Source organism: Achromobacter sp. MUI-25009338 (assembly GCF_057359325.1).
In genome coordinates, this window is sequence record NZ_CM170627.1 from 772,976 (window position 1) to 791,738 (window position 18,763).

Annotated in this window: 16 protein-coding genes; 10 read left to right on the forward strand and 6 right to left on the reverse strand. The window is 67.8% G+C overall.

The genetic code is table 11. The features are described 5' to 3' along the window. Nucleotides 1-15: 15 nt before the first annotated feature. The 8 genes from AC1IQ6_RS03615 (at nt 16) to AC1IQ6_RS03650 (ending at nt 10,172) form a co-directional block, all read left to right on the forward strand. Nucleotides 16-861, forward strand: a complete 846-nt coding sequence (locus tag AC1IQ6_RS03615) for a DUF4123 domain-containing protein (protein WP_485865862.1) — start codon at nt 16-18, stop codon at nt 859-861. Beyond that, nucleotides 851-3,490, forward strand: a complete 2,640-nt coding sequence (locus AC1IQ6_RS03620; protein WP_111825877.1) for a T6SS effector BTH_I2691 family protein — start codon at nt 851-853, stop codon at nt 3,488-3,490. Before AC1IQ6_RS03615 ends, AC1IQ6_RS03620 begins: the two co-directional genes overlap by 11 nt. Further along, nucleotides 3,490-4,419 carry a DUF6708 domain-containing protein gene (locus tag AC1IQ6_RS03625; protein ID WP_111825876.1) on the forward strand — a complete coding sequence of 310 codons (930 nt, stop codon included), beginning with the start codon at nt 3,490-3,492 and terminating at the stop codon, nt 4,417-4,419. Before AC1IQ6_RS03620 ends, AC1IQ6_RS03625 begins: the two co-directional genes overlap by 1 nt. Before the next feature lie 401 nt (nt 4,420-4,820). Further along, nucleotides 4,821-5,519, forward strand: coding sequence for a glutathione S-transferase N-terminal domain-containing protein (locus AC1IQ6_RS03630; protein WP_485865863.1), 699 nt, complete (start codon nt 4,821-4,823; stop codon nt 5,517-5,519). Between the two features lie 7 nt (nt 5,520-5,526). Beyond that, nucleotides 5,527-6,453 (forward strand): LysR family transcriptional regulator, encoded by a 927-nt coding sequence (locus tag AC1IQ6_RS03635; RefSeq protein WP_102774061.1) that lies wholly within the window; start codon nt 5,527-5,529, stop codon nt 6,451-6,453. 77 nt (nt 6,454-6,530) lie between these two features. Then, the gene (gene tcuA, locus AC1IQ6_RS03640) at nt 6,531-7,940 is read left to right on the forward strand and encodes an FAD-dependent tricarballylate dehydrogenase TcuA (protein WP_479731020.1); all 1,410 of its coding nucleotides are present in this window, start codon (nt 6,531-6,533) and stop codon (nt 7,938-7,940) included. Continuing rightward, a complete protein-coding gene (gene tcuB, locus AC1IQ6_RS03645; RefSeq protein WP_111825873.1) occupies nt 7,937-9,151 on the forward strand; it encodes a tricarballylate utilization 4Fe-4S protein TcuB in 1,215 nt (404 codons plus the stop codon). Before tcuA ends, tcuB begins: the two co-directional genes overlap by 4 nt. Before the next feature lie 43 nt (nt 9,152-9,194). After that, nucleotides 9,195-10,172: a Bug family tripartite tricarboxylate transporter substrate binding protein gene (locus AC1IQ6_RS03650; RefSeq protein ID WP_479731021.1), complete on the forward strand. Its 978-nt coding sequence runs from the start codon at nt 9,195-9,197 to the stop codon at nt 10,170-10,172. On the opposite strand, the gene AC1IQ6_RS03655 is transcribed toward AC1IQ6_RS03650, so the two are convergent. From AC1IQ6_RS03655 to AC1IQ6_RS03670, 4 genes are read right to left on the reverse strand one after another with little or no spacing between them, the layout of a single operon-like run. Then, on the reverse strand, nt 10,144-11,574 hold the full coding sequence (locus AC1IQ6_RS03655) for an aminotransferase-like domain-containing protein (protein ID WP_479731022.1): 1,431 nt from the start codon (nt 11,572-11,574) through the stop codon (nt 10,144-10,146). The genes AC1IQ6_RS03650 and AC1IQ6_RS03655 overlap by 29 nt on opposite strands. A 15-nt stretch (nt 11,575-11,589) precedes the next feature. Then, nucleotides 11,590-11,733: a DUF2474 family protein gene (locus AC1IQ6_RS03660; RefSeq protein ID WP_485865864.1), complete on the reverse strand. Its 144-nt coding sequence runs from the start codon at nt 11,731-11,733 to the stop codon at nt 11,590-11,592. Next, nucleotides 11,733-12,740, reverse strand: coding sequence for a cytochrome d ubiquinol oxidase subunit II (gene cydB, locus AC1IQ6_RS03665; protein WP_111825869.1), 1,008 nt, complete (start codon nt 12,738-12,740; stop codon nt 11,733-11,735). Before cydB ends, AC1IQ6_RS03660 begins: the two co-directional genes overlap by 1 nt. A gap of 4 nt (nt 12,741-12,744) precedes the next feature. Beyond that, nucleotides 12,745-14,181 (reverse strand): cytochrome ubiquinol oxidase subunit I, encoded by a 1,437-nt coding sequence (locus tag AC1IQ6_RS03670; protein WP_102774054.1) that lies wholly within the window; start codon nt 14,179-14,181, stop codon nt 12,745-12,747. Between AC1IQ6_RS03670 and AC1IQ6_RS03675 the strand changes: the two genes are divergently transcribed. Both AC1IQ6_RS03675 and AC1IQ6_RS03680 read left to right on the forward strand, forming a co-directional pair. Continuing rightward, nucleotides 14,180-14,449 (forward strand): hypothetical protein, encoded by a 270-nt coding sequence (locus AC1IQ6_RS03675; protein ID WP_146196919.1) that lies wholly within the window; start codon nt 14,180-14,182, stop codon nt 14,447-14,449. The two genes, AC1IQ6_RS03670 and AC1IQ6_RS03675, sit on opposite strands and share 2 nt — an antisense overlap. Before the next feature lie 88 nt (nt 14,450-14,537). Continuing rightward, nucleotides 14,538-16,091, forward strand: coding sequence for an EAL domain-containing protein (locus AC1IQ6_RS03680; RefSeq protein WP_485865865.1), 1,554 nt, complete (start codon nt 14,538-14,540; stop codon nt 16,089-16,091). Between the two features lie 12 nt (nt 16,092-16,103). On the opposite strand, the gene kch is transcribed toward AC1IQ6_RS03680, so the two are convergent. Together kch and AC1IQ6_RS03690 are read right to left on the reverse strand one after the other, a co-directional pair. Further along, nucleotides 16,104-17,315 (reverse strand): voltage-gated potassium channel protein, encoded by a 1,212-nt coding sequence (kch, locus tag AC1IQ6_RS03685; RefSeq protein WP_102774052.1) that lies wholly within the window; start codon nt 17,313-17,315, stop codon nt 16,104-16,106. Nucleotides 17,316-17,666: 351 nt separating this feature from the next. Continuing rightward, entirely contained in the window at nt 17,667-18,479 is an 813-nt protein-coding gene (locus AC1IQ6_RS03690; RefSeq protein WP_485865866.1) for a response regulator transcription factor, read from the reverse strand. Between the last annotated feature and the right edge of the window lie 284 nt (nt 18,480-18,763).

The following is an 18,763-nucleotide window of genomic DNA, read 5'->3' on the forward strand; positions in this document are numbered from 1 at the left end:
CGAGAGGAGGGCGGCATGCTCGATTACCAGGCGTTCGACGCCTTCGGCTTCGGTCTTATCCAGGACGAGCGCGCGCGCGGCGTGCCGGCGTTCGTTCAGCCGGAGGTCCTGGTGCCGCCGGCGCTGCGGAAGATGCCCGGCCTGATGCCGAGGCTGGTGGACCTGTCCGCCATGCAGGCCGTGCACAAGGCGCAGGTCCTGGCGGGCCTGAACCAGGCGGTTGTCGATGACGAGGAATTCTGGCTGGGCCTGTTGCTGCAATCGGACCGGCAAGTCGACGCCGTGGCCGCGCATTGCCGTTCGCGCATGATCGTCGACATCGACGGCCAGGGGCCGTGCTTCTTCCGTTTCTTCGATCCGCGCGTGCTGGCGCAACTGCCGTGGATCCTCGACGCGGCGCAACTGGCCTGGCTTTGCGGGCCGGTGCAGCGCTGCATGTTCCGCCTGGACGGGGCGTGGCAGGCGGTGGACCGGCCGGATGCCGCGCCGTCGCCGCGCCTGCGCCTGAGCGCGGAACAGTCGTTCGCGCTGATTCATATGCAGGCGTTGAACGAAGTGCTGGCCGGCCTGGAAACGCTGGCTCCGGACGGGCGCGTGGCCCTGGGGCAGGCCGTGATGGGGCATTTCCGCGCCGCCCGGGACCTGGGGCTGAAATCGCTCGAGGAGCGCAAGGCGTTCGCGCGGCATGGGCTGGAGGTGCATCCGGCCTTCCATCGCCACGAACGGGTGCGCGCCTGCCTGGCGGCCATGCAGCCGGAAGATGATTATCCATACCTGGCCGCGGTCCAGGATCTGTCGGACGAAGACTGGGCCGCCGTGCACGCGGATATGGAACGAACTGGAGAGCCCGATGGCCGATGAAGTAAAGAACTGCGAAAGAAGGCGTTCGTCGCTGGATTGCGGCGAGGATTGCCCGTTTCACCGTATCGGCCTGCCCATCATGCCGCTGCGCTACGCGGTGTTGAAGAACGACGCGATCTTCCCCGCGCTCGATGGCGACCTGGACATGCCCGAGCTGCGCGAACGGCCGCTGGGCGAGGGCGCGCGCTATGGCGTGCGTCTGCTGCGCACCGGCTATCTGTACGTCTATGACGAAGCGCGCTCCGAGCTGAAAGGCTATTACGTCAACGAGAACGCCACCCTGTACAACTTCGACCTCGACAAGCCGGTGGAAGATTGCGACCGGGCGTTCACGTGCGCCTCCCAGGACCATGAGGCCAAGGCGTCGTTGCTGACGATTCCCAACGCCAGGAACGCGACCTTCGTCTGGCTCGCGTTTTCGGATGTGCAATGGACCAAGGACGTCTGCAAGGCCCACAAGGGCAGAAAGGGCGCCGAGATGCGCCAGCGCCACATGTTCAAGTTCGACGTGCAGGCCTGGCTGAGCGGCAAGAAGCACCCGCAGGCCAAGAGCATCAAGACCTTGAAGGACACGGTGGCCGATTACGTGGTCCACCGCAAGCGCGAACTGGACCCTTACGGCAAGCAGCAGCTGCTGGGCTGGAGCACCGTCGGCTACTACAACGTCAAGGGTTGGATGGGCGAGCCGATCGAGGACGCGGCCGAGGCGTTCTCGCCGGGCAACGGGCTGATGCTGGCCTTGCCGGACGGCACGGGAATCCTGCAGGACATCGCGCGGCTGATGCGCATGCGTTTCGATGATTTCGTCTCGAACAAGGAGGACCTGCGGCCGCTGACCGTGTCGAAGTCCATCGAGTCGATCAGCGAGATCGTCATGCAGTCCGCGGAAAGCGACTTCCTGCGCCGGCGCGGCCAGGATGCGACCAACTATTCCGTCTACGGGACCAGCACCCCGCACATGGCGGTCGGCCCGGGCGGCGCCGGGGCCGAGGGCCTGGCGGTGGGCCAGTTGCTGCTGGACTGGCTGATGCCGGAGAACCGCGAGGGCCGCCTGGCCGAGGCCGACAATTACCGCCATCCGACCGAGGAAGAGCGGCGCAAGGTGCGCTGGGACGCCTGGAGCAAATACTTCGACAACTACGACGAGAACGCCCGCAGGGCGTGGCAAAGCGGTTTCGACGACCGCCTGGCGAAGTTCGACGCCGGGATCATCGTGCCCATGGCCAAGGCGCACGTGGCGTGGATGACCTGCGAAAACACGCTGGAGTCGTTCCAGTGCAATTACGACGCCAACAACGCCGACAGCGGCGAGGTCTACCAGACCGTTCTCGCCCTGTGCATCGACGGAACCCAGGACAAGCGCGTCTGCTTCCAGTTGTACGCCGACTGGCTGCAAGGGAACCCGGAGGACACTCGCAACATCGTGCTGCGGGCCATGTTCCACAACCAGGACTTCGTGGTCAAGAAGGTCGTCGAGGCGCACGAGGCGGCCGTCGACTGGAAGGGAATTCCCTGGAGCAATCTGCACGAGGCCTACAAGACCGGGCTCAAGGTGCTGAGCGAAGGCCAGATGGACAAGACCGCACGCCTGCTCGAACAGATCATGGGGCCGCTGGTGCACGTCCTGAGGCTGGGCGTGGATAGCGCCGTCGCGCGCAGGCTGGCGATGTATATGGGGCTGCTGTCGCGCCAGGACGTGGCGATCGTCGAGGTCGAGGGCGGCCGAAAATCATTCCGCGCCGCGCTGATCCGGGAAATCATGCGCCAGCATGGCGGCAGGGTGGACCTGCGCCAGATGGAGCGCGCGGTGGCCGAAGAGTTGCGCCGCCTGGAAGTGCGCGGCGAACAGATCGAAGGCAGCGACAAGAAGCGCTGGTTCATGCTCGTGGACAGACAGGCCGCCGCCAGCGTGCCGGCGGACATGCGGGCCGGCGACCGGGCCCGGGCGCTGGCGCAGACGACCATGACGATCGAGCAGTACGAGGCCAGGGAGTTGTCGCGCTGGCGCACGACGATCAATACCGACGTGCGGCTTGGCGTGGTCGGCTGCGTGTTCCAGACGGTGGCGGTGTACAAGCTCTGGAGCGACCTGGAATCGGCCATGCCGCACGAGCGCAGCGACGCGAGCTGGAAATTCGTGGTCGGCATCGCTTCGGCCGGCGGCTCGGTGGCCGACGTGCTGGGCGCGGCGCTCAAGGCCAGGGCCGCCGGCGGCATGCGCCTGGGCGTGGGCGTGTCTCTGGACGCCACCGGCTCATTGCTCGCCCGCTGGGGTAGCCGGGTCGGGGTCGTCACCGGCGTCATCATGGCGGTGTTCGATTTCAAGTCGGCCACCGACCAGTTCGTGATCGAGAAGAACGGCCTGATGGGCGGCCTGTACGTCGCCTCGGGTATCCTCAGCCTGATCGTCATCAGCGCCTTCGCCATGTCGGCCACGCTGGTGGGCCTGATCGCGGCGGTGTTCCTGATCATCGTGGCGGTGCTGATCGAGAAGTTCAAGGGAAACAAGATCGACGAGTGGCTCAAGCGCTGCCTGTGGGGCAAGCTGCAGGGGCAGCCCGGCGCCGACTATTACTACGGGGTGCAGCAAGAAATGAACAGCCTGCGCGTGGCGCTTGGAGGCTCGTGATGGATTTCACGGGCCTGATGTCCAGGTTTCCCGACAATCGTCCGCTTTCGGAATTCGACCGCGAACACCGCCTGTCGCAGAAAAAGCGCCTGGACGTGGCGCCGCATGCCGAGCTTTGCGTCGTCAGGATGAATTCCAACGCCCTGCTGTCGGTGGACCGCTGGTACGGCTGGCGCGGCTTCATCGCCTTGATCGGCGGCATAGGCGTGGCCTTCGGCGTGGGCGGCATCCTGATGCTGGCCTGGATCCTGCTGGCGCACGACCTGCCCAACGAAAACGGCCTGTGGGAGGGCATCTTCATCAGCATGGCGATGTGCGCGGCGCTGGCCGCGGCGGGGGCGTGGGTCGCGTGCAAGGAGATGTTCCGCTGGACCTGGTACCCCATTGCGCTGGACCGCAAGCGCCGGCTGGTGCACGTATTCCGGCTGGACGGCAGTATCCTGACCGCGCCCTGGGACAAGATCTATTTCACCCTGGGCCGGGGAAAGGGCGCGATGGGCTGGTTCAACTGGGATATCCGCGGCCTGATCCTGGCCCGGGACGGCGTCACGGTCGAGGAGACTTTCGCCTTCAGCATCGCCACGGGCCGCATCGAGAACGCCCATGCCCACTGGGAATTCCTGCGCCGCTACATGGAGGAAGGCCCGCAGGCGGTGCAGGACGCGGTCCTGTACTGCATGCCGGTGGACGGCAAGCGCGAGAGCTTCGCCTTCTCCAAGGAGCGCGTGTTCGCCAACGACGCGCGCGGCCCCGGCTTCATGTACCTGACCTTGATTCCGTTCAACTACCTGCACGCCATCATGCGCTGGATGGTGATGCAGACCAGCAAGATCCCGGCGTTTCCCCCCGAGATCGAGACCACGCTGCAGCCCGAGCCTGGCGACAAATACGTGCGGGACGCGTCGATGAATCCCGAGGACCTGCGTTAGGGATGAAGCGTCGGCTTCGACCGCAATACCCGGCAAGTGCGCTTTTTCGTGCATGACGGGCCGGGCGGCGCGGTCACGGTTCCCTGGGGCGATGCCTCCGTGTTCTTTCACATCGGGCGCGGCGCTCAGAACGGGAATCTTCCCGATCTGCGTTGCCCTGTGCTCAGGAACGATCGGGTGATGCAGACGTTTACCGTGGGCCATTACTGGCGCCATGAAAACCACGTGCGCGCGGTACGAGTTCGCGCGGGACCGGGCAATCTACCGGCGCGCGGCCGAACGGCATCGGCAGCGGCAACGCTGGAAGTAGCGGAGCCGGCGGCGGCCGGCCACCGGCAGGCGGGGTTTTGCGCTAGGATTAGCCGCAGCAATTTCCCGCCGTCCTCTCTGGAGCCCCCCGCATGGCCGACCTCAGCGCCTTTCCCATCACCAAGAAGTGGCCCGCCCGGCATCCCGACCGCATCCAGCTGTATTCGCTGCCCACGCCCAATGGGGTGAAGGTGTCGATCATGCTGGAGGAAACCGGGCTGCCCTATGAGGCCCACCGGGTCAGTTTCGATACCAAGGACCAGTTCTCGCCGGAATTCCTTTCGCTCAGCCCGAACAACAAGATTCCGGCGATTCTCGATCCCGATGGTCCCGAGGGCAAGCCGCTGGGCCTGTTCGAGTCCGGCGCCATCCTGATCTATCTGGCCGGCAAGACGGGCAAGTTCCTGCCGGCGGATATGGCGGGGCGCTACGAGACGCTGCAGTGGGTCATGTTCCAGATGGGCGGCATCGGGCCGATGTTCGGCCAGCTGGGCTTTTTCCACAAGTTCGCCGGCAAGGACTTCGAGGATAAGCGTCCGCGCGACCGCTACGTGGAAGAGTCCAAGCGCCTGCTGGGCGTGCTGGACAAGCGGCTGGAAGGGCGCGACTGGGTGATGGGCGACGAATACACCATCGCCGACATCGCCATCCTGCCCTGGGTGCGCAATCTGGTGGGCTTTTACGGCGCGGGCGAGCTGGTGGAGTTTTCCCGCTACAAGAACGTCGGCCGGGTGCTGGAAGCCTTCGTGGCCCGCCGGGCGGTGGCCAGGGGCCTGACGATACCGGCCTGAGCCGCTCATGGAACTGCGCCAGCTGCGTTATTTCGTACGGGTCGTGGAGGCCGGCAGCATCGGCCGCGCGGCCCAGTCCATCGGCATGGTCACGTCGGCGCTCAGCCAGCAGATCAGCCGGCTGGAGGGCGAGCTGGCCACGCGGCTGCTGCGGCGCAGCGCCAGCGGGGTGGAGCCGACCGACGCGGGGCTGGCGTTTTTCCGGCAGGCGCAGCTGGCGCTGCGCCATGCCGACGACGCCGTCCAGGCCGCGCAGCAGGCCCGGCTGGCCGGCCACGTCAGCGTGGGCCTGCCGTCCACCACCGCCGCCATCCTGGGCGCGGCCTTCGTGCAGGCCATGAACCAGCGCTATCCGGATATCCGCCTGCACCTGGTGGAGGCGCTGTCCGGCCATCTGAGCGACATGCTCAACGGCCGCATGCTGGACCTGGCCATCGTGTTCCAGGCCGAGTCGGCGCGCCGCTGGAGCGTGATGCCGCTGCTGGACGAGCCGCTGTTCCTGCTGGCCCGGCCCGGCATGCCGGGGCTGCCGCCGGGCGAAACCACGCGCATCGAGGCCATCGCGCACCTGCCGCTGGTGCTGCCCAGCGGGCGCCACGGGCTGCGGGCGCTGGTCAACCACGCCTACCAGCAGTCGGGCCACGCGCCGCTGGTGGCGGTGGAGGTCGATGGCCTGCCGGTGCTCATGGACGTGGTGCAGCTGGGCCACGTCGCCACCATCCAGCCCAGTTCGGCCATGGCGCGGATCGCGCCGGGCCAGCTGCACATGGCGCGCATCGACGATGCCCACCTGTTCCGCCCGAATCTGCTGGCCAGCCTGTCCGAGGACGAGCTGTCGCCCGCGGCGCTGGCCGCGCGGCTGGTGCTGGCGGACGTCTCGCGCGCGTTGGCGCGCGAGGGCAAATGGCCGGTGGTGACCCTTCACGATTCATGAAGACCCGTTGACGGCTGGCTGATATCGGCCGGCGGCCGCGCTGGCTACAGTGCGTTCCTTGAAAGAGGAACAACGGCATGGTCGACGTCTTGGTGATAGGAGGGGGCAACGCGGCGCTGTGCGCGGCCCTGATGGCGCGCGAGGCCGGCGCCAGCGTGCTGCTGCTGGAAGCGGCGCCGCGCGAATGGCGCGGCGGCAATTCGCAGCACACGCGCAACCTGCGCTGCATGCACGACGCGCCGCAGGACGTGCTGGTCGACGCCTATCCCGAGGAAGAATACTGGCAGGACCTGCTCAAGGTGACGGGCGGGCTGACCAACGAACACCTGGCGCGGCTGGTCATCCGCGAGTCCTCGACCTGCAGGGACTGGATGCGCCGCCACGGCGTGAATTTCCAGCCGCCGCTGTCGGGCGCGCTGCACGTGGCGCGCACCAACGCGTTTTTCATGGGCGGCGGCAAGGCCCTGGTCAACGCCTATTACCGCAGCGCCGAGGCGCTGGGCGTGCGGATCCGCTACGAGGCGCCCGTGGATGCGCTGGAGCTGGACGGCGGCCGTTTCGTGGCCGCGCGCATCGGCGCCGAGCGTATCGAGGCGCGCGCCTGCGTGCTGGCGGCGGGCGGCTTCGAGTCGAACCGCGAATGGCTGCGCGAGGCCTGGGGCCAGAACGAGCGCGGCGAATGGCCGGCCGACAACTTCCTCATCCGCGGCACGCGCTTCAACATGGGCGTGCTGCTGAAGTTCATGCTGGACGCCGGCGCCGACGGCATCGGCGATCCGTCGCAGTCGCACTGCGTGGCCATCGACGCGCGCGCGCCGCTGTATGACGGCGGCATCTGCACCCGCATCGACTGCGTGTCGCTGGGCGTGGTGGTCAACCGCGAGGCGCGCCGCTTCTATGACGAGGGCGAGGATTTCTGGCCCAAGCGCTACGCCATCTGGGGCCGGCTGACGGCCATGCAGCCGGGCCAGATCGCGTATTCCATCATCGACGCCAAGGCCGTGGGCCGCTTCATGCCGCCGGTGTTTCCGGGCGTGAAGGCCGATACGCTGCCGGAGCTGGCGGCCAAGCTGGGCCTGGACCCGGTTGCTTTCGAGCAGACCATCCGCCAATACAACGAGGCCTGCCGCGTCGGCAAGTTCGACCACACGGCGCTGGACGACTGCCATACCGAAGGCCTGACGCCGGCCAAGACGCACTGGGCGCGGCCCATCGATACGGCGCCGTTCTACGGCTATGCGCTGCGGCCCGGCATCACTTTTACCTATCTGGGCCTGAAGGTGGACGACACCGCCGCGGTCCGTTTCAACGACGTGCCCAGCGACAACCTCTTCGTCGCGGGCGAAATGATGGCCGGCAACGTGCTGGGCAAGGGCTATACGGCCGGGGTGGGCATGTCCATCGGCACGGCCTTCGGCCGCATCGCCGGCACCCGGGCCGCCGCCGCAGCGGCGCGCGCCCGGCACAACGCGGAAAGCACGACATGAAGCAACTTGAAGCCCTGGCCCGCGAGGCGCAGTCTTTCCCGGGATCGAAGCCGGCCATGACCGAGCAGACCATACACTGGCATGGCGGCGCCAAGCCGCAGGCCGGCGCGCTGACGGACGACGAAACCGAAGTGGCGCGCGTCATGCAGATCTGCAACGCCTGCCGCTATTGCGAAGGCTTTTGCGCGGTGTTTCCCGCCATGACGCGCCGCCTGGAGTTCGGCAAGGCAGACATCAATTACCTGGCCAATCTGTGCCACAACTGCGGCGCCTGTCTGCACGCGTGCCAGTACGCGCCGCCGCACGAGTTCGCGGTGAACGTGCCGCAGGCCATGGCGCGCGTGCGGGTGCAGACCTATACCGACTATGCCTGGCCGCCGGCGCTGGGCCGGCTGTACAAGCGCAACGGCCTGGCCCTGTCGCTGGCCACGGCCGCCGGCCTGGCGCTGTTCCTGGCCCTGGCGGCGCTGATGGGCGGCGGGCTGCTGCACGAGCCGCTGGCCGGCGATTTCTACGCCGTGTTCCCGCACAACACGCTGGCGCTGATGTTCGGCGTGGTCTTCAGCCTGGCCGTGCTGGCGCTGGGCGTGGGCGTGACGCGCTTCTGGCGCGACGTCAGCCCGGGGGCGGCGTCCGGCGCGGCGGTGGCCGAGGCCGCGCATGACGCGCTGCGCCTGCGCTACCTGGACGGCGGCCACGGCAAGGGCTGCAACAACGCGGACGACGCCTTCACGCTGTGGCGCCGGCGCTTCCACCACTGCACTTTCTACGGCTTCATGCTGTGCTTCGCGGCCACCAGCGTGGCCACGCTGTACCACTACCTGCTGGGGCAGCCGGCGCCGTATCCGTTCTGGAGCGCGCCGGTGCTGCTGGGCACGGCCGGCGGCATCGGCCTGCTGATCGGGCCGGCCGGCCTGCTGTGGCTGAACCTCAAGCGCCATCCGCAGCAGGGCGACGCCGCGCAAAAGCCCATGGACCGCGGCTTCATCGCGCTGCTGTTCCTGACCAGCGCCACCGGGCTGGCGCTGCTGGCCGGCCGCGACGGCGGGGCGATGGCGCTGCTGCTGGCGATCCATCTGGGCGTGGTGATGGCGCTGTTCCTGACGCTGCCCTACGGCAAGTTCGCCCACGGCATCTACCGTTCGGCCGCGCTGCTGAAGTGGGCCATCGAGAAACGCCAGCCCAACAAGCTGCAGCTGGGCTCGGACTGAGCGGCCGCGCCGCTTTCCACAATAACGAAACCAGGAGACTTCAATGTTCCGCACTTCCTTGCTGGCGCGCGCCGCGCTGGCCGCCTGTCTGCTGCCGGCCCTGCCGGCGGCGCAAGCCCAGTCCTTTCCCGAAAAGCCGATCACGCTGGTCGTGCCGCATTCCGCCGGCGGCACTTCGGACATTCTGGCGCGCACCGTGGCGGCCGAGGCCGCCAAGACCCTGGGGCAGACCATCGTCGTCGAGAACAAGGGTGGGGCCAACGGCACCATCGCGGCCAAGCAGGTGGCCACTTCCGCGCCGGACGGCTATACGCTGCTGCTGGCCACCGCCAGCACGCACGGCATCAACCCGTCCTTGTACTCGCGCATTTCGTACGACGCGGTGAAGGACTTCACCCCCGTCACGCTGCTGGCCACCGTGCCCAACGTGCTGGTGATCGGCAAGCAGGTGCAGGCGTCCAACGTGCAGGAGCTGATCGCCTTCATCCGCTCGCAGGGCGACCGGATCAACATGGGTTCGGCCGGCGCGGGCACGCCCGGCCACCTGGCCGGCGAGATGTTCAAGAGCGCGGCCGGCCTGCAGTTCACGCACGTGCCTTACAAGGGCGGCAGCCCCGCCATCACGGATCTGATCGGCGGCCAGATCGACTTCATGTTCACCACCATTCCCGGCGTGCTGCCGCAGGTCAAGGCGGGCGCGCTGCGCGCGCTGGCGGTGACCTCGCCGCAGCGTTCGCCGGCCATGCCGGATACGCCCACCATGGCCGAGGCCGGTCTGACGGGCTTCAAGGCGGTCTCGTGGCACGGCATCGTCGCGCCCGCGGGTACGCCCGACGCGGTCGTGGCCAGGCTGAACCAGGCGCTGGGCGGCGCGCTGGCTTCCCCGGCCGTCAAGCAGCGTCTGATGGAAGAAGGCGCGCAGGCTTCCGGCCTGAGCACGGCCGAGTTCGGCGCCTTCATCCAGGCCGAGATCGCGGCCTGGGCCAAGGCGGTCAAGGATTCGGGCGCGACGGCGAACTAGCCAGCAGCTTGCCGAGCGTGGCCATGCCTTGCTCCATCTCCGGGTTCCAGGGATGGCCGGCGTTCAGGCGCAGGAAGTTGCCGAAGGCCCCCGAGGCCGAGAACAGCGGGCCCGGCGCGATGCTGATGCCGTGCCCCAGCGCGGCGCGATGGACCTTGAGCGTGTCGATGCCCGCCGGCAGCTCCACCCACACGAAGTAGCCGCCCGCCGGCCGCGTGGCGCGCGTGCCTTTGGGGAAGTAGCGGGCGATGGCCTGCAGCAGTTCGCCCTGCTGCTGGGCCAGCGCCTGGCGGAACTGGCGCAGGTGCCGGTCGAAGCCGCCTTTCTCCAGGTAGGCGGCGATGGCGGCCTGGGTGGGCGCGGCCGTCGCCAGGCTGGTGGTCAGCTTGTTGCGCATGATCCGGCGCGTGTAGCGGCCCGCGGCCACCCAGCCCACGCGGTAGCCCGGCGCAAGGGTCTTGGAGAACGACGAGCAGTGCATCACGATGCCTTCGCGGTCATAGGCCTTGGCGGGGCGCGGGCGCTGCTCGCCGAAGTACAGCTCGCCGTAGACGTCGTCTTCGATCAGCGCCACGCCGTGGCGGGTCAGCAGGGCGACCAGCGCTTCCTTTTTTTCGTCCGGCATCAGGCTGCCCAGCGGGTTCTGGAAGGTGGTCATGAGCCAGCAGGCGCGCGGACGGTGTTGCACGATGGCCGCTTCCAGCGCCTGCAGGTCTATGCCTTCGCGCGGGTGGGTGGCGACCTCGATGGCGTGCAAATGGTTGCGCTCCAGCGATTGGAGCGCCGCATAGAAGGTGGGCGATTCGACGATGACGGCGTCGCCCGGCTCGGTCACCGCGGCCAGGCTCAGGTTCAGCGCGTCCAGCGCGCCGTTGGTGATGATGATGTCGTCGACCGGCACCGACATGCCGTCGGCCAGGTAGCGCAGCGCGATGGCGCGGCGCAGCGCGGCGTCGCCGGGGCTGAGGTCGTCGATGGAACTCCAGGGGTCCAGGCGCTGCGCCGAGGCCGCCATGAACTTCGCCAGCCGTCCGTAGGGCAGCAGCGACGGGCTGGGAAAGGCCGAGCCGAAGGGCAGCATGTCGCGGCGCAGGGTGGCGTTGAGCACCTGCAGCACGTTGTCGCTGACGTCCACCGGATGGCGGCCGGCGCTGGCGCTGGACAGGCCGTCGGGCTCGGGCAGCGCGGCGTGCGGCGCGCGCAGCACGTAGTAGCCGGAGCGGTCGCGCGCGCGGATCAGGCCGCGCGCCTCCAGCAGGTAATAGGCCTTGAATACGGTCGAGGGGCTCACGCCGCGGCTGGCGCTGGTCTGCCGCACCGAGGGCAGGCGGTCGCCGGCCTGCAGCAGTCCCGAGCGGATCGAGGCGGTTATTTCTTCTGTCAGCCGTTCATAGCGTTTCATGGCGGGTCCGTGGGTTCAGGTCGACATGCCGATGGATCTCATGACCAGGCGCAGCGCAAAGGCGGCCGCGCCCAGCGCCGCGACGCTGCATGTCCAGATTATCGCCAGCCACAGCAGGCGGCAGCGCCACGAGGGCAGGGTGGCGGGGGTACGGTTCATCAGTGGAACTCCTCGCCGGTGCGCACCTTGCCGCGGAACACATAGTAGGACCAGGCGGTGTACATGAGAATCACGGGAATGATGGCCAGCGCGCCCACCAGCGCGAAACCCTGACTTTGCGGCGGCGCGGAGGCCGTCCAGATGGACACGTCGGGCGGGATGATGGCGGGCCAGATGCTGATGCCCAGGCCGCTGTAGCCCAGGAACACCAGGGCCAGCGACAGCACGAAGGGGCCGGCGCCGGGCGCGCCGCGCACGCGGCGCAACAGCTCGAAGCCGGCGGCCGCGACCAGCACCGGCACGGGCAGGAACCAGAACATGCCGGGCAGGCTGAACCAGCGCTGCGCGATCTGCGGCTGCGCCAGCGGCGTCCAGGCGCTGAGCGCGGCGATCACCGCCAGCAGCGCCAGCGTCAGCGGCCGGGCGATGGCGCACATGTGGCGGTACAGGCGGCCCTCGGTCTTCATGATGAGCCAGGTGCAGCCCAGCAGCGCATAGGCCGCCACCAGCCCGGCGCCGGTGAACAGCGAAAACGGGCTGATCCAGTCCCAGGGGCCGCCGCTGTAGACGCGGTCCGTCACCGGGATGCCTTCGATGTAGGCGCCCAGCGTCACGCCCTGGAAGAAGGTGGCGCAGACCGAGCCGGCGACGAAGGCGCGGTCCCACAGCGGGCGGTGGTGTTCGTCGGCCTTGAAGCGGAACTCGAACGCCACGCCGCGGAAGATGAGGCCCAGCAGCATGAACACCAGCGGCAGGTGCAGCGCGTGCAGGATCACGGAGTAGGCCAGCGGGAACGCCGCCAGCAGGCCGGCGCCGCCCAGCACCAGCCAGGTTTCGTTGCCGTCCCACACGGGCGCCACGGTGTTGACCATCACGTCGCGTTCGTCGCGGTCGGAGATCAGCGGAAACAGGATGCCGATGCCCAGATCGAAGCCATCCATGATCACGTACATCATCACGCCGAACAGGATGATGACGGCCCATACCAGTGCAAGGTCGATGCCCATGGTCTCAGACTCCCGAATGCGAGTGTTGCGCGGGCTCGACGCCCGCCAGGGTGGAGGCGGCCGACAGCGGCCGCGACGGCTGGCGCGGCTCGCCCGGGCCGCCGGACAGCGGCGCGTGGCCGGGGGCGGGGCCGGGGCCCATGCGGATCAGCCGGAGCATGTACGAGACGCCGGCGCCGAACACCAGCAGGTACACCGCCACGAACAGCGCCAGGGTCAGCGTCAGCTCGCCCAGCCCGTGCGGCGTGGCCGCGTCGGCGGTGCGCATCACGCCGTACACCACCCAGGGCTGGCGGCCGATCTCGGTCACGTACCAGCCGGCCAGGATGGCGATCAGCCCGGACGGTCCCATCCACAGCGCGAAGCGCTGCAGCCCGCGCGATTCGTAGAGCCGGCCGCGCCAGCGCGACCACAGCGCCCAGCCGGCCAGCGCGATCATCAGCATGCCCAGCCCCGCCATGACGCGGAACGACCAGAACACGGCCGTGGCGTTGGGCCGGTCCTCGGGCGGATACGACTTCAGGCCGGGGAACTGGCCGTCCCAGCTATGCGTGAGGATCAGGCTGCCCAGGCGCGGGACATTCAGCGCATAGCGGGTTTCCTCGCGCGCCATGTCGGGAATGCCGAACAGCGTTAGCGGCACGCCGGCGCCCGGCTCGTTCTCCCAATGGCCCTCGATCGCGGCGATCTTGGCCGGCTGGTGTTCCAGCGTGTTCAGTCCGTGCAGGTCGCCCACCACGGCCTGCAGCGGCGCCACCAGCAGCAGCATGCCCATCGCCATCGCGTACATCTTCTTCACGGCCGGGCTGCGGTCGCCGCGCAGCAGGTGCCAGGCGCCGGAGGCGCCCACCATGAGCGCGGTGGCCAGGAAAGCCGCGATGCCCATGTGCGCCAGGCGGTAGGGAAACGAGGGGTTGAAAATCACCGCCAGCCAGTCCGTGGGCACCACGCGCCCATCCAGGATTTCGTAGCCGGCGGGCGTCTGCATCCAGCTGTTGGAGGCCAGAATCCAGGTGGCCGAGACCAGCGTGCCCAGCGCCACCATGACGGTCGAGAAGAAATGCAGCCCCGGTCCCACGCGCGACCACCCGAACAGCATCACGCCCAGGAAGCCGGCCTCCAGGAAGAAGGCGGTCAGCACCTCGTAGGCCAGCAGCGGGCCGGTCACGCTGCCGGCGAAGTCGGAGAAAAAGCTCCAGTTGGTGCCGAACTGGTAGGCCATCACCAGGCCGGAGACCACGCCCATGCCGAAGTTGACGGCGAAGATCTTGGTCCAGAAGTGGTAGAGGTCGCGGTAGACCGTGTTGCGCGTGCGCAGCCACAGCCCTTCCAGCACCGCGAGGTAGCTGGCCAGCCCGATGGTGATGGCGGGGAAGATGATGTGAAACGAGATGGTGAAGCCGAACTGTATTCGGGCTAGCAATAGCGCGTCGCTGTCCATGGCGGTGTTCCTGACGGGTGTTTCCTACGCCAGAACAGTAGATCCCGCAGCAAAATCAGTACAGATTCAATATCTATTAAAAAAAGCGTATCAGTTTGATGGGATGAGCGGATTTTCCGCAGTCTTCATAGGGAAAACCGGCTTGGATGCAAATATGTCCTGCGCTTTCAAGTTACAAAAAAAGCAGCACAGCAGGCGGGCCTGCGCCGCCTGCTGCGCGCGTCGGCGGCGCACACTTTTCGCACGTTCATCCGGCCCCGCTTCTTGACGCCAAGGGCGTCATAGTGTCCTATCCAGACTGGACCGGTTGCAGCCGGTGACAATTAATGCGGCGGGGCGATATGCCTACTTCGGGAATGACTGACGGCGCACCGTCCTGGCGCTATCTGCCGGTGGCGCTGGCCCTGGTGGTCCCCCTCCTGGTCTGCGTCGGATGGACCTGGCTGTACGCGAACAGCACGCAACGCCAGGACGCGGCGACCGCGGCGCGCATCGTGCGCGTGCAGGTCGAGCGCATTCTGGCCCAGTCGCGCGAGATGCTGGACCGCGTGGCGGAGCTGGCGACCGGGCCGTGTCCCGAACGGCTGGCCGAGCTGCAGCGCTGGGGCACGCTCAATCCGTATTTCCGTTCGCTGGCGCTGGTGCGCGACGGCCTGGTTTACTGTTCGTCGGCGCTGGGCGAGGTCGACGCCTCGGTCGACGATTTCAGCCGATGGCCCGTGCTGGAGTCGTCCGAAGGCAGGCCGCATACGGTCGCCGGCACGCCGCTGGCGCCCGAGCGTTCCGCGGTCCTGTTCAGCAAGGTCCGGCCGGACGGCTATGGCGGCATCGTCGAGGTGGACGGGCGCTATCTGCAGGACCTGCTCAATGCCGTGGCCAGCGCCGACGACCTGCAACTCAAGCTCGTCATCGGCAGCGGCGATCCGATAAGCAGCGATTCCTGGGCGCGCGTGGCGAGTTCGGCCATGCCGCTGTACCGCGAAACCGTCAGCGCGCCCAGCGGCGCGTCGATCGGCATCAGCGTCAGGGTGCCGCCCGACGCGCTGGCGCGGGCATGGACGCAATGCATGCTGACCTACCTGCCGGTGGCGCTGCTGGCCAGCGTGCTGCTCGGGCTGGGCGCCTACCGGCTGCAGGCCAGCCGGCGCTCGTTCAGGGAGCAGCTGCGCCGCGCCATGCGGGCCGGCGAGTTCCACGTGTACTACCAGCCGGTGTACGGCCAGGCCAGCGGCCGCTGCGAAGGCGTGGAGGCGTTGATGCGCTGGGACTGCCCCGGGGTCGGACCGGTGCGTCCGGACATTTTCATCGCGGCGGCCGAGGCCGAGGGCATGATCGTCGAACTGACCCGGCATCTGCTGACGCTGGTCGAGCGCGACGTGGGCGCCTGGAGCATGCCGCCGGGCTTTCACGTCGGCGTGAACCTCGCGGCCGAGCACGTGTCCAGCGACCAGCTGCTGTCCGACATCCGGGCCTTCGTCGCCAGCATCGCGGCGGGCCGTCCGCAGGTCGTGCTGGAGATCACGGAGCGCAGCCTGATCGCGGACGACAACGGCCAGGCGCGGCGCAACATCGACGCCTTGCGCGCCGAGGGCGTGCTGGTCGCCATCGACGATTTCGGCACGGGGCACTGTTCGTTTTCGTACCTGCAGCGATTTCCGGTCGATTACCTGAAGATCGACAAGGGCTTCGTGCAGGCCATCGGGCCGGCCGGCGAAGAGGCGCCGATCCTGGACGCGATCATCGCGCTGGCCCACCGGCTGGGGCTGGCGGTCGTGGCCGAAGGCGTGGAGACCCAGCTGCAGTTCGATTACCTGAAGGCGCGCGGGGTCACGTTCCTGCAGGGGTATTTTCTGGCGCGTCCCATGTCGGCGACGGAGTTCGCGCGCTGGTACGCCGGCCAGCAGGCGTGACCCTGCCGGGCCTCAGGCCGGCTTGGCGCCGGGCGCGGCCTTGGCGAAGAACAGGTCGGTGATGGCCTGGCTGTCCAGCGGCTCGCCGCTGATGGCGCGCGTCAGCAGTTCCGCGCCCAGCAGCTGCACCGAGAACACCAGGTCGGGCTGCACGCGGCGGATCTTCTCCAGGTGCTTGCTGGTGTTGACCAGCGCCACCGTCTTGGCGCCCGAGTCGCCGGTGGCTTCTTTCGCGGCCAGCACGATGAACGCGTTCTCCGCGTCGTCGTCGCGCAGCGCCAGCACGTAGCGCGCCCGCGCCACGCCCGCGCTGCGCAGTACTTCCACGCTGGAGGGATCGCCTTCGATCAGGTCGGTGGCGGCCGGGTATTCCTGCGCGACGCCGGTGGGCACGATGACGGTGACTTCGTCGCCGCGGCGGCGCAGGCCGTCGTAGACGCTGAGCGCCAGGGGCGTCGCGCCCGCGATGATGATGTGGTTCTTGCGCATGGCGGTGGAAAACCTGCCTTTGACCAGCCGTTTCAGATTGCCGCCGATCACCGGCCCGGCGATCGCGCTGATGGAGGTGGCGAAAATGGTGATGCCCAGGATGATAATCGACGCGGTGAACAGCCGCGCGGTGCCGGTGTGCGGCGTGATGTCGCCATAGCCCACCGTGGACATGGACACGATGGAGAAATAGAAGGCCGTTCCGGTGTCCTCGATCGGCGGATTGAATTCCTGGCCCAGGTAGAGCGCGCCGAAGACCGCGTAGATCAGCAGCGACAGCATGCTGACCGCCGCGAACAGCGAGCCGGCCGTGACGCTGGCGCGGTCGAAGCGCCGCCAGTAGACGATCAGCGCGATGACCAGCACCAGCGTGTAGACGCCCAGCGCGGCGCGGCCGTGATCGCCCAGTATGGCGAAGGTGCCGGTGCCGACCAGCAGCACCAGCGAAAACGCCCAGGCGATGCGGGCCTTGAGGATCAGCCCCAGCGCGATGACCTGCAGCCCCACCCCCAGCACCAGGCGCGGGATTTCCAGCAGGCCGACGACCTTCATCATGTCCTGCCAGTTGTCCAGGGCCAGCCAGAACGAGTAGTCGCGGGCGCGCACTTCGCGCAGCACCGGATGCATGAAGGCGTAGCCGTCCAGCGCCACCAGGATGGCCAGGCACCAGTTGGGGGGAAACAGCGCCAGCACCTTGCGGACGCGGTGCTTGAGAGAGGAGGGCATGATGGGCATGGAGGAATCCTTAGTCGGCATTTTAGGGCGGCCGCCGGCGTCTGGCCGTCCATGCCGGCGCTATATCAAATAAGTATTGAACGCTATCAACAAAGAATTACTGGAAACGGGCGCAAGGTCCTAAACTCGCTTGCATCTCGTGGCGGCCGCAACGCGGCTCGCGCAGGGACTAGAGACCCCGCAAGAGTCCACGGCCCAGGCCGTGCATGAGGTGTGTTTGAGGCACGAATGTTGGAATCGCGTGTGCCGGGTAGTAGACATCAGTGCCGGCTGATGACTCCAGGTTCACGTGTTGTTTTAGCGCGGCGTCTTGGCTCTTCGGGGCCGCGCCGCGTTTTTTTCGCCCCGGCCCTATACGCAGGCGTTTTCCGTCGCGTCGCGCCAGTCTCCCGCCGCCGTCTCCGGCCGGCCCGCTTCCCCGGCGTTGTCTCCCGAATCCGAATCGAACCGGATGTTCGCCGCGAACATATAGCCCCAGCCGTGCACGGTGCGAATCGGCAGCACCATTTGCCGGGCGGCCGCCTTGCGCCGCAGCCGGCTGATCATCACGTCCACGAAACGGCGCCGCGCCATGCCGGCGCCGGCCTCGTCCGGTTCGTCGGCCAGGAAGGCGTCGCGGCTGACCTTGCGGTCGGGCGCGTGCACCAGCCGCGAGAGAAAGTCGCGCTCGCCGGTGGTCAGGCCCAGCAGCTGCCCGGCCGGGCTGATCAGGGTCCAGCCCTTGTTGGCCAGGCGCCAGGTTTCCTGGCCGGGCTCGGGCGGCTGCGCGGCGGGCGCGGCGCCGGCGTTTTCGTGGGCGCTGTAGCGGCGCACCAGCGCCTGCAGCGCCGCGGCCAGTTCCAGCCCGCTGACGTCGGCCGGCAGGCAGGCGTCGGCGCCGCACAGCAGGGTGCGGATGCGGCTTTCGGCATCGGGAAATGCGGAAATGGCGACGATGCCCAGGCCGCTGTCGGCCGCGCGCAGCCGCACGGCGGCGTTCTGGATGTCGGGCAGCGGCGCTTCCAGCACGATGAGGGGGCTGGAGCGGTCGAAGTACCGCCTGTAGACCTCTGCCAGGTCGTGGCAGCGGCAGACGCTGAAACCCAGGTGGCTCAGGGCCTCGGCGAGTCTGGCATGTCTGGCGTCGTTATGGCCGAGAAAAATGACATCCAGCGTGTTGTTCATCAATGCTTCCAGGACGCCGCCGTCCGGCGTTGTTGTTTGAAGGGGCGCGCGGCTCCGCCACGTCCGTGTTTCATTTGAACACGAGCGTGTTTTTTTGTGAAGATAAGTTTCTATGGTTTCCGGGAGTAACCTGACGTCGATCCGCGCCTGGCCGGAAACGCTTGAAATACTGTTTGTTTTGAAAATCCGGCCGCCGGCATATTAAGTATTGCCGATACATTATTTTCTATTTTTGATACATCGCCGGCCTAAACTGGCGCGCCGACGCATGCCGGCATGGTCCT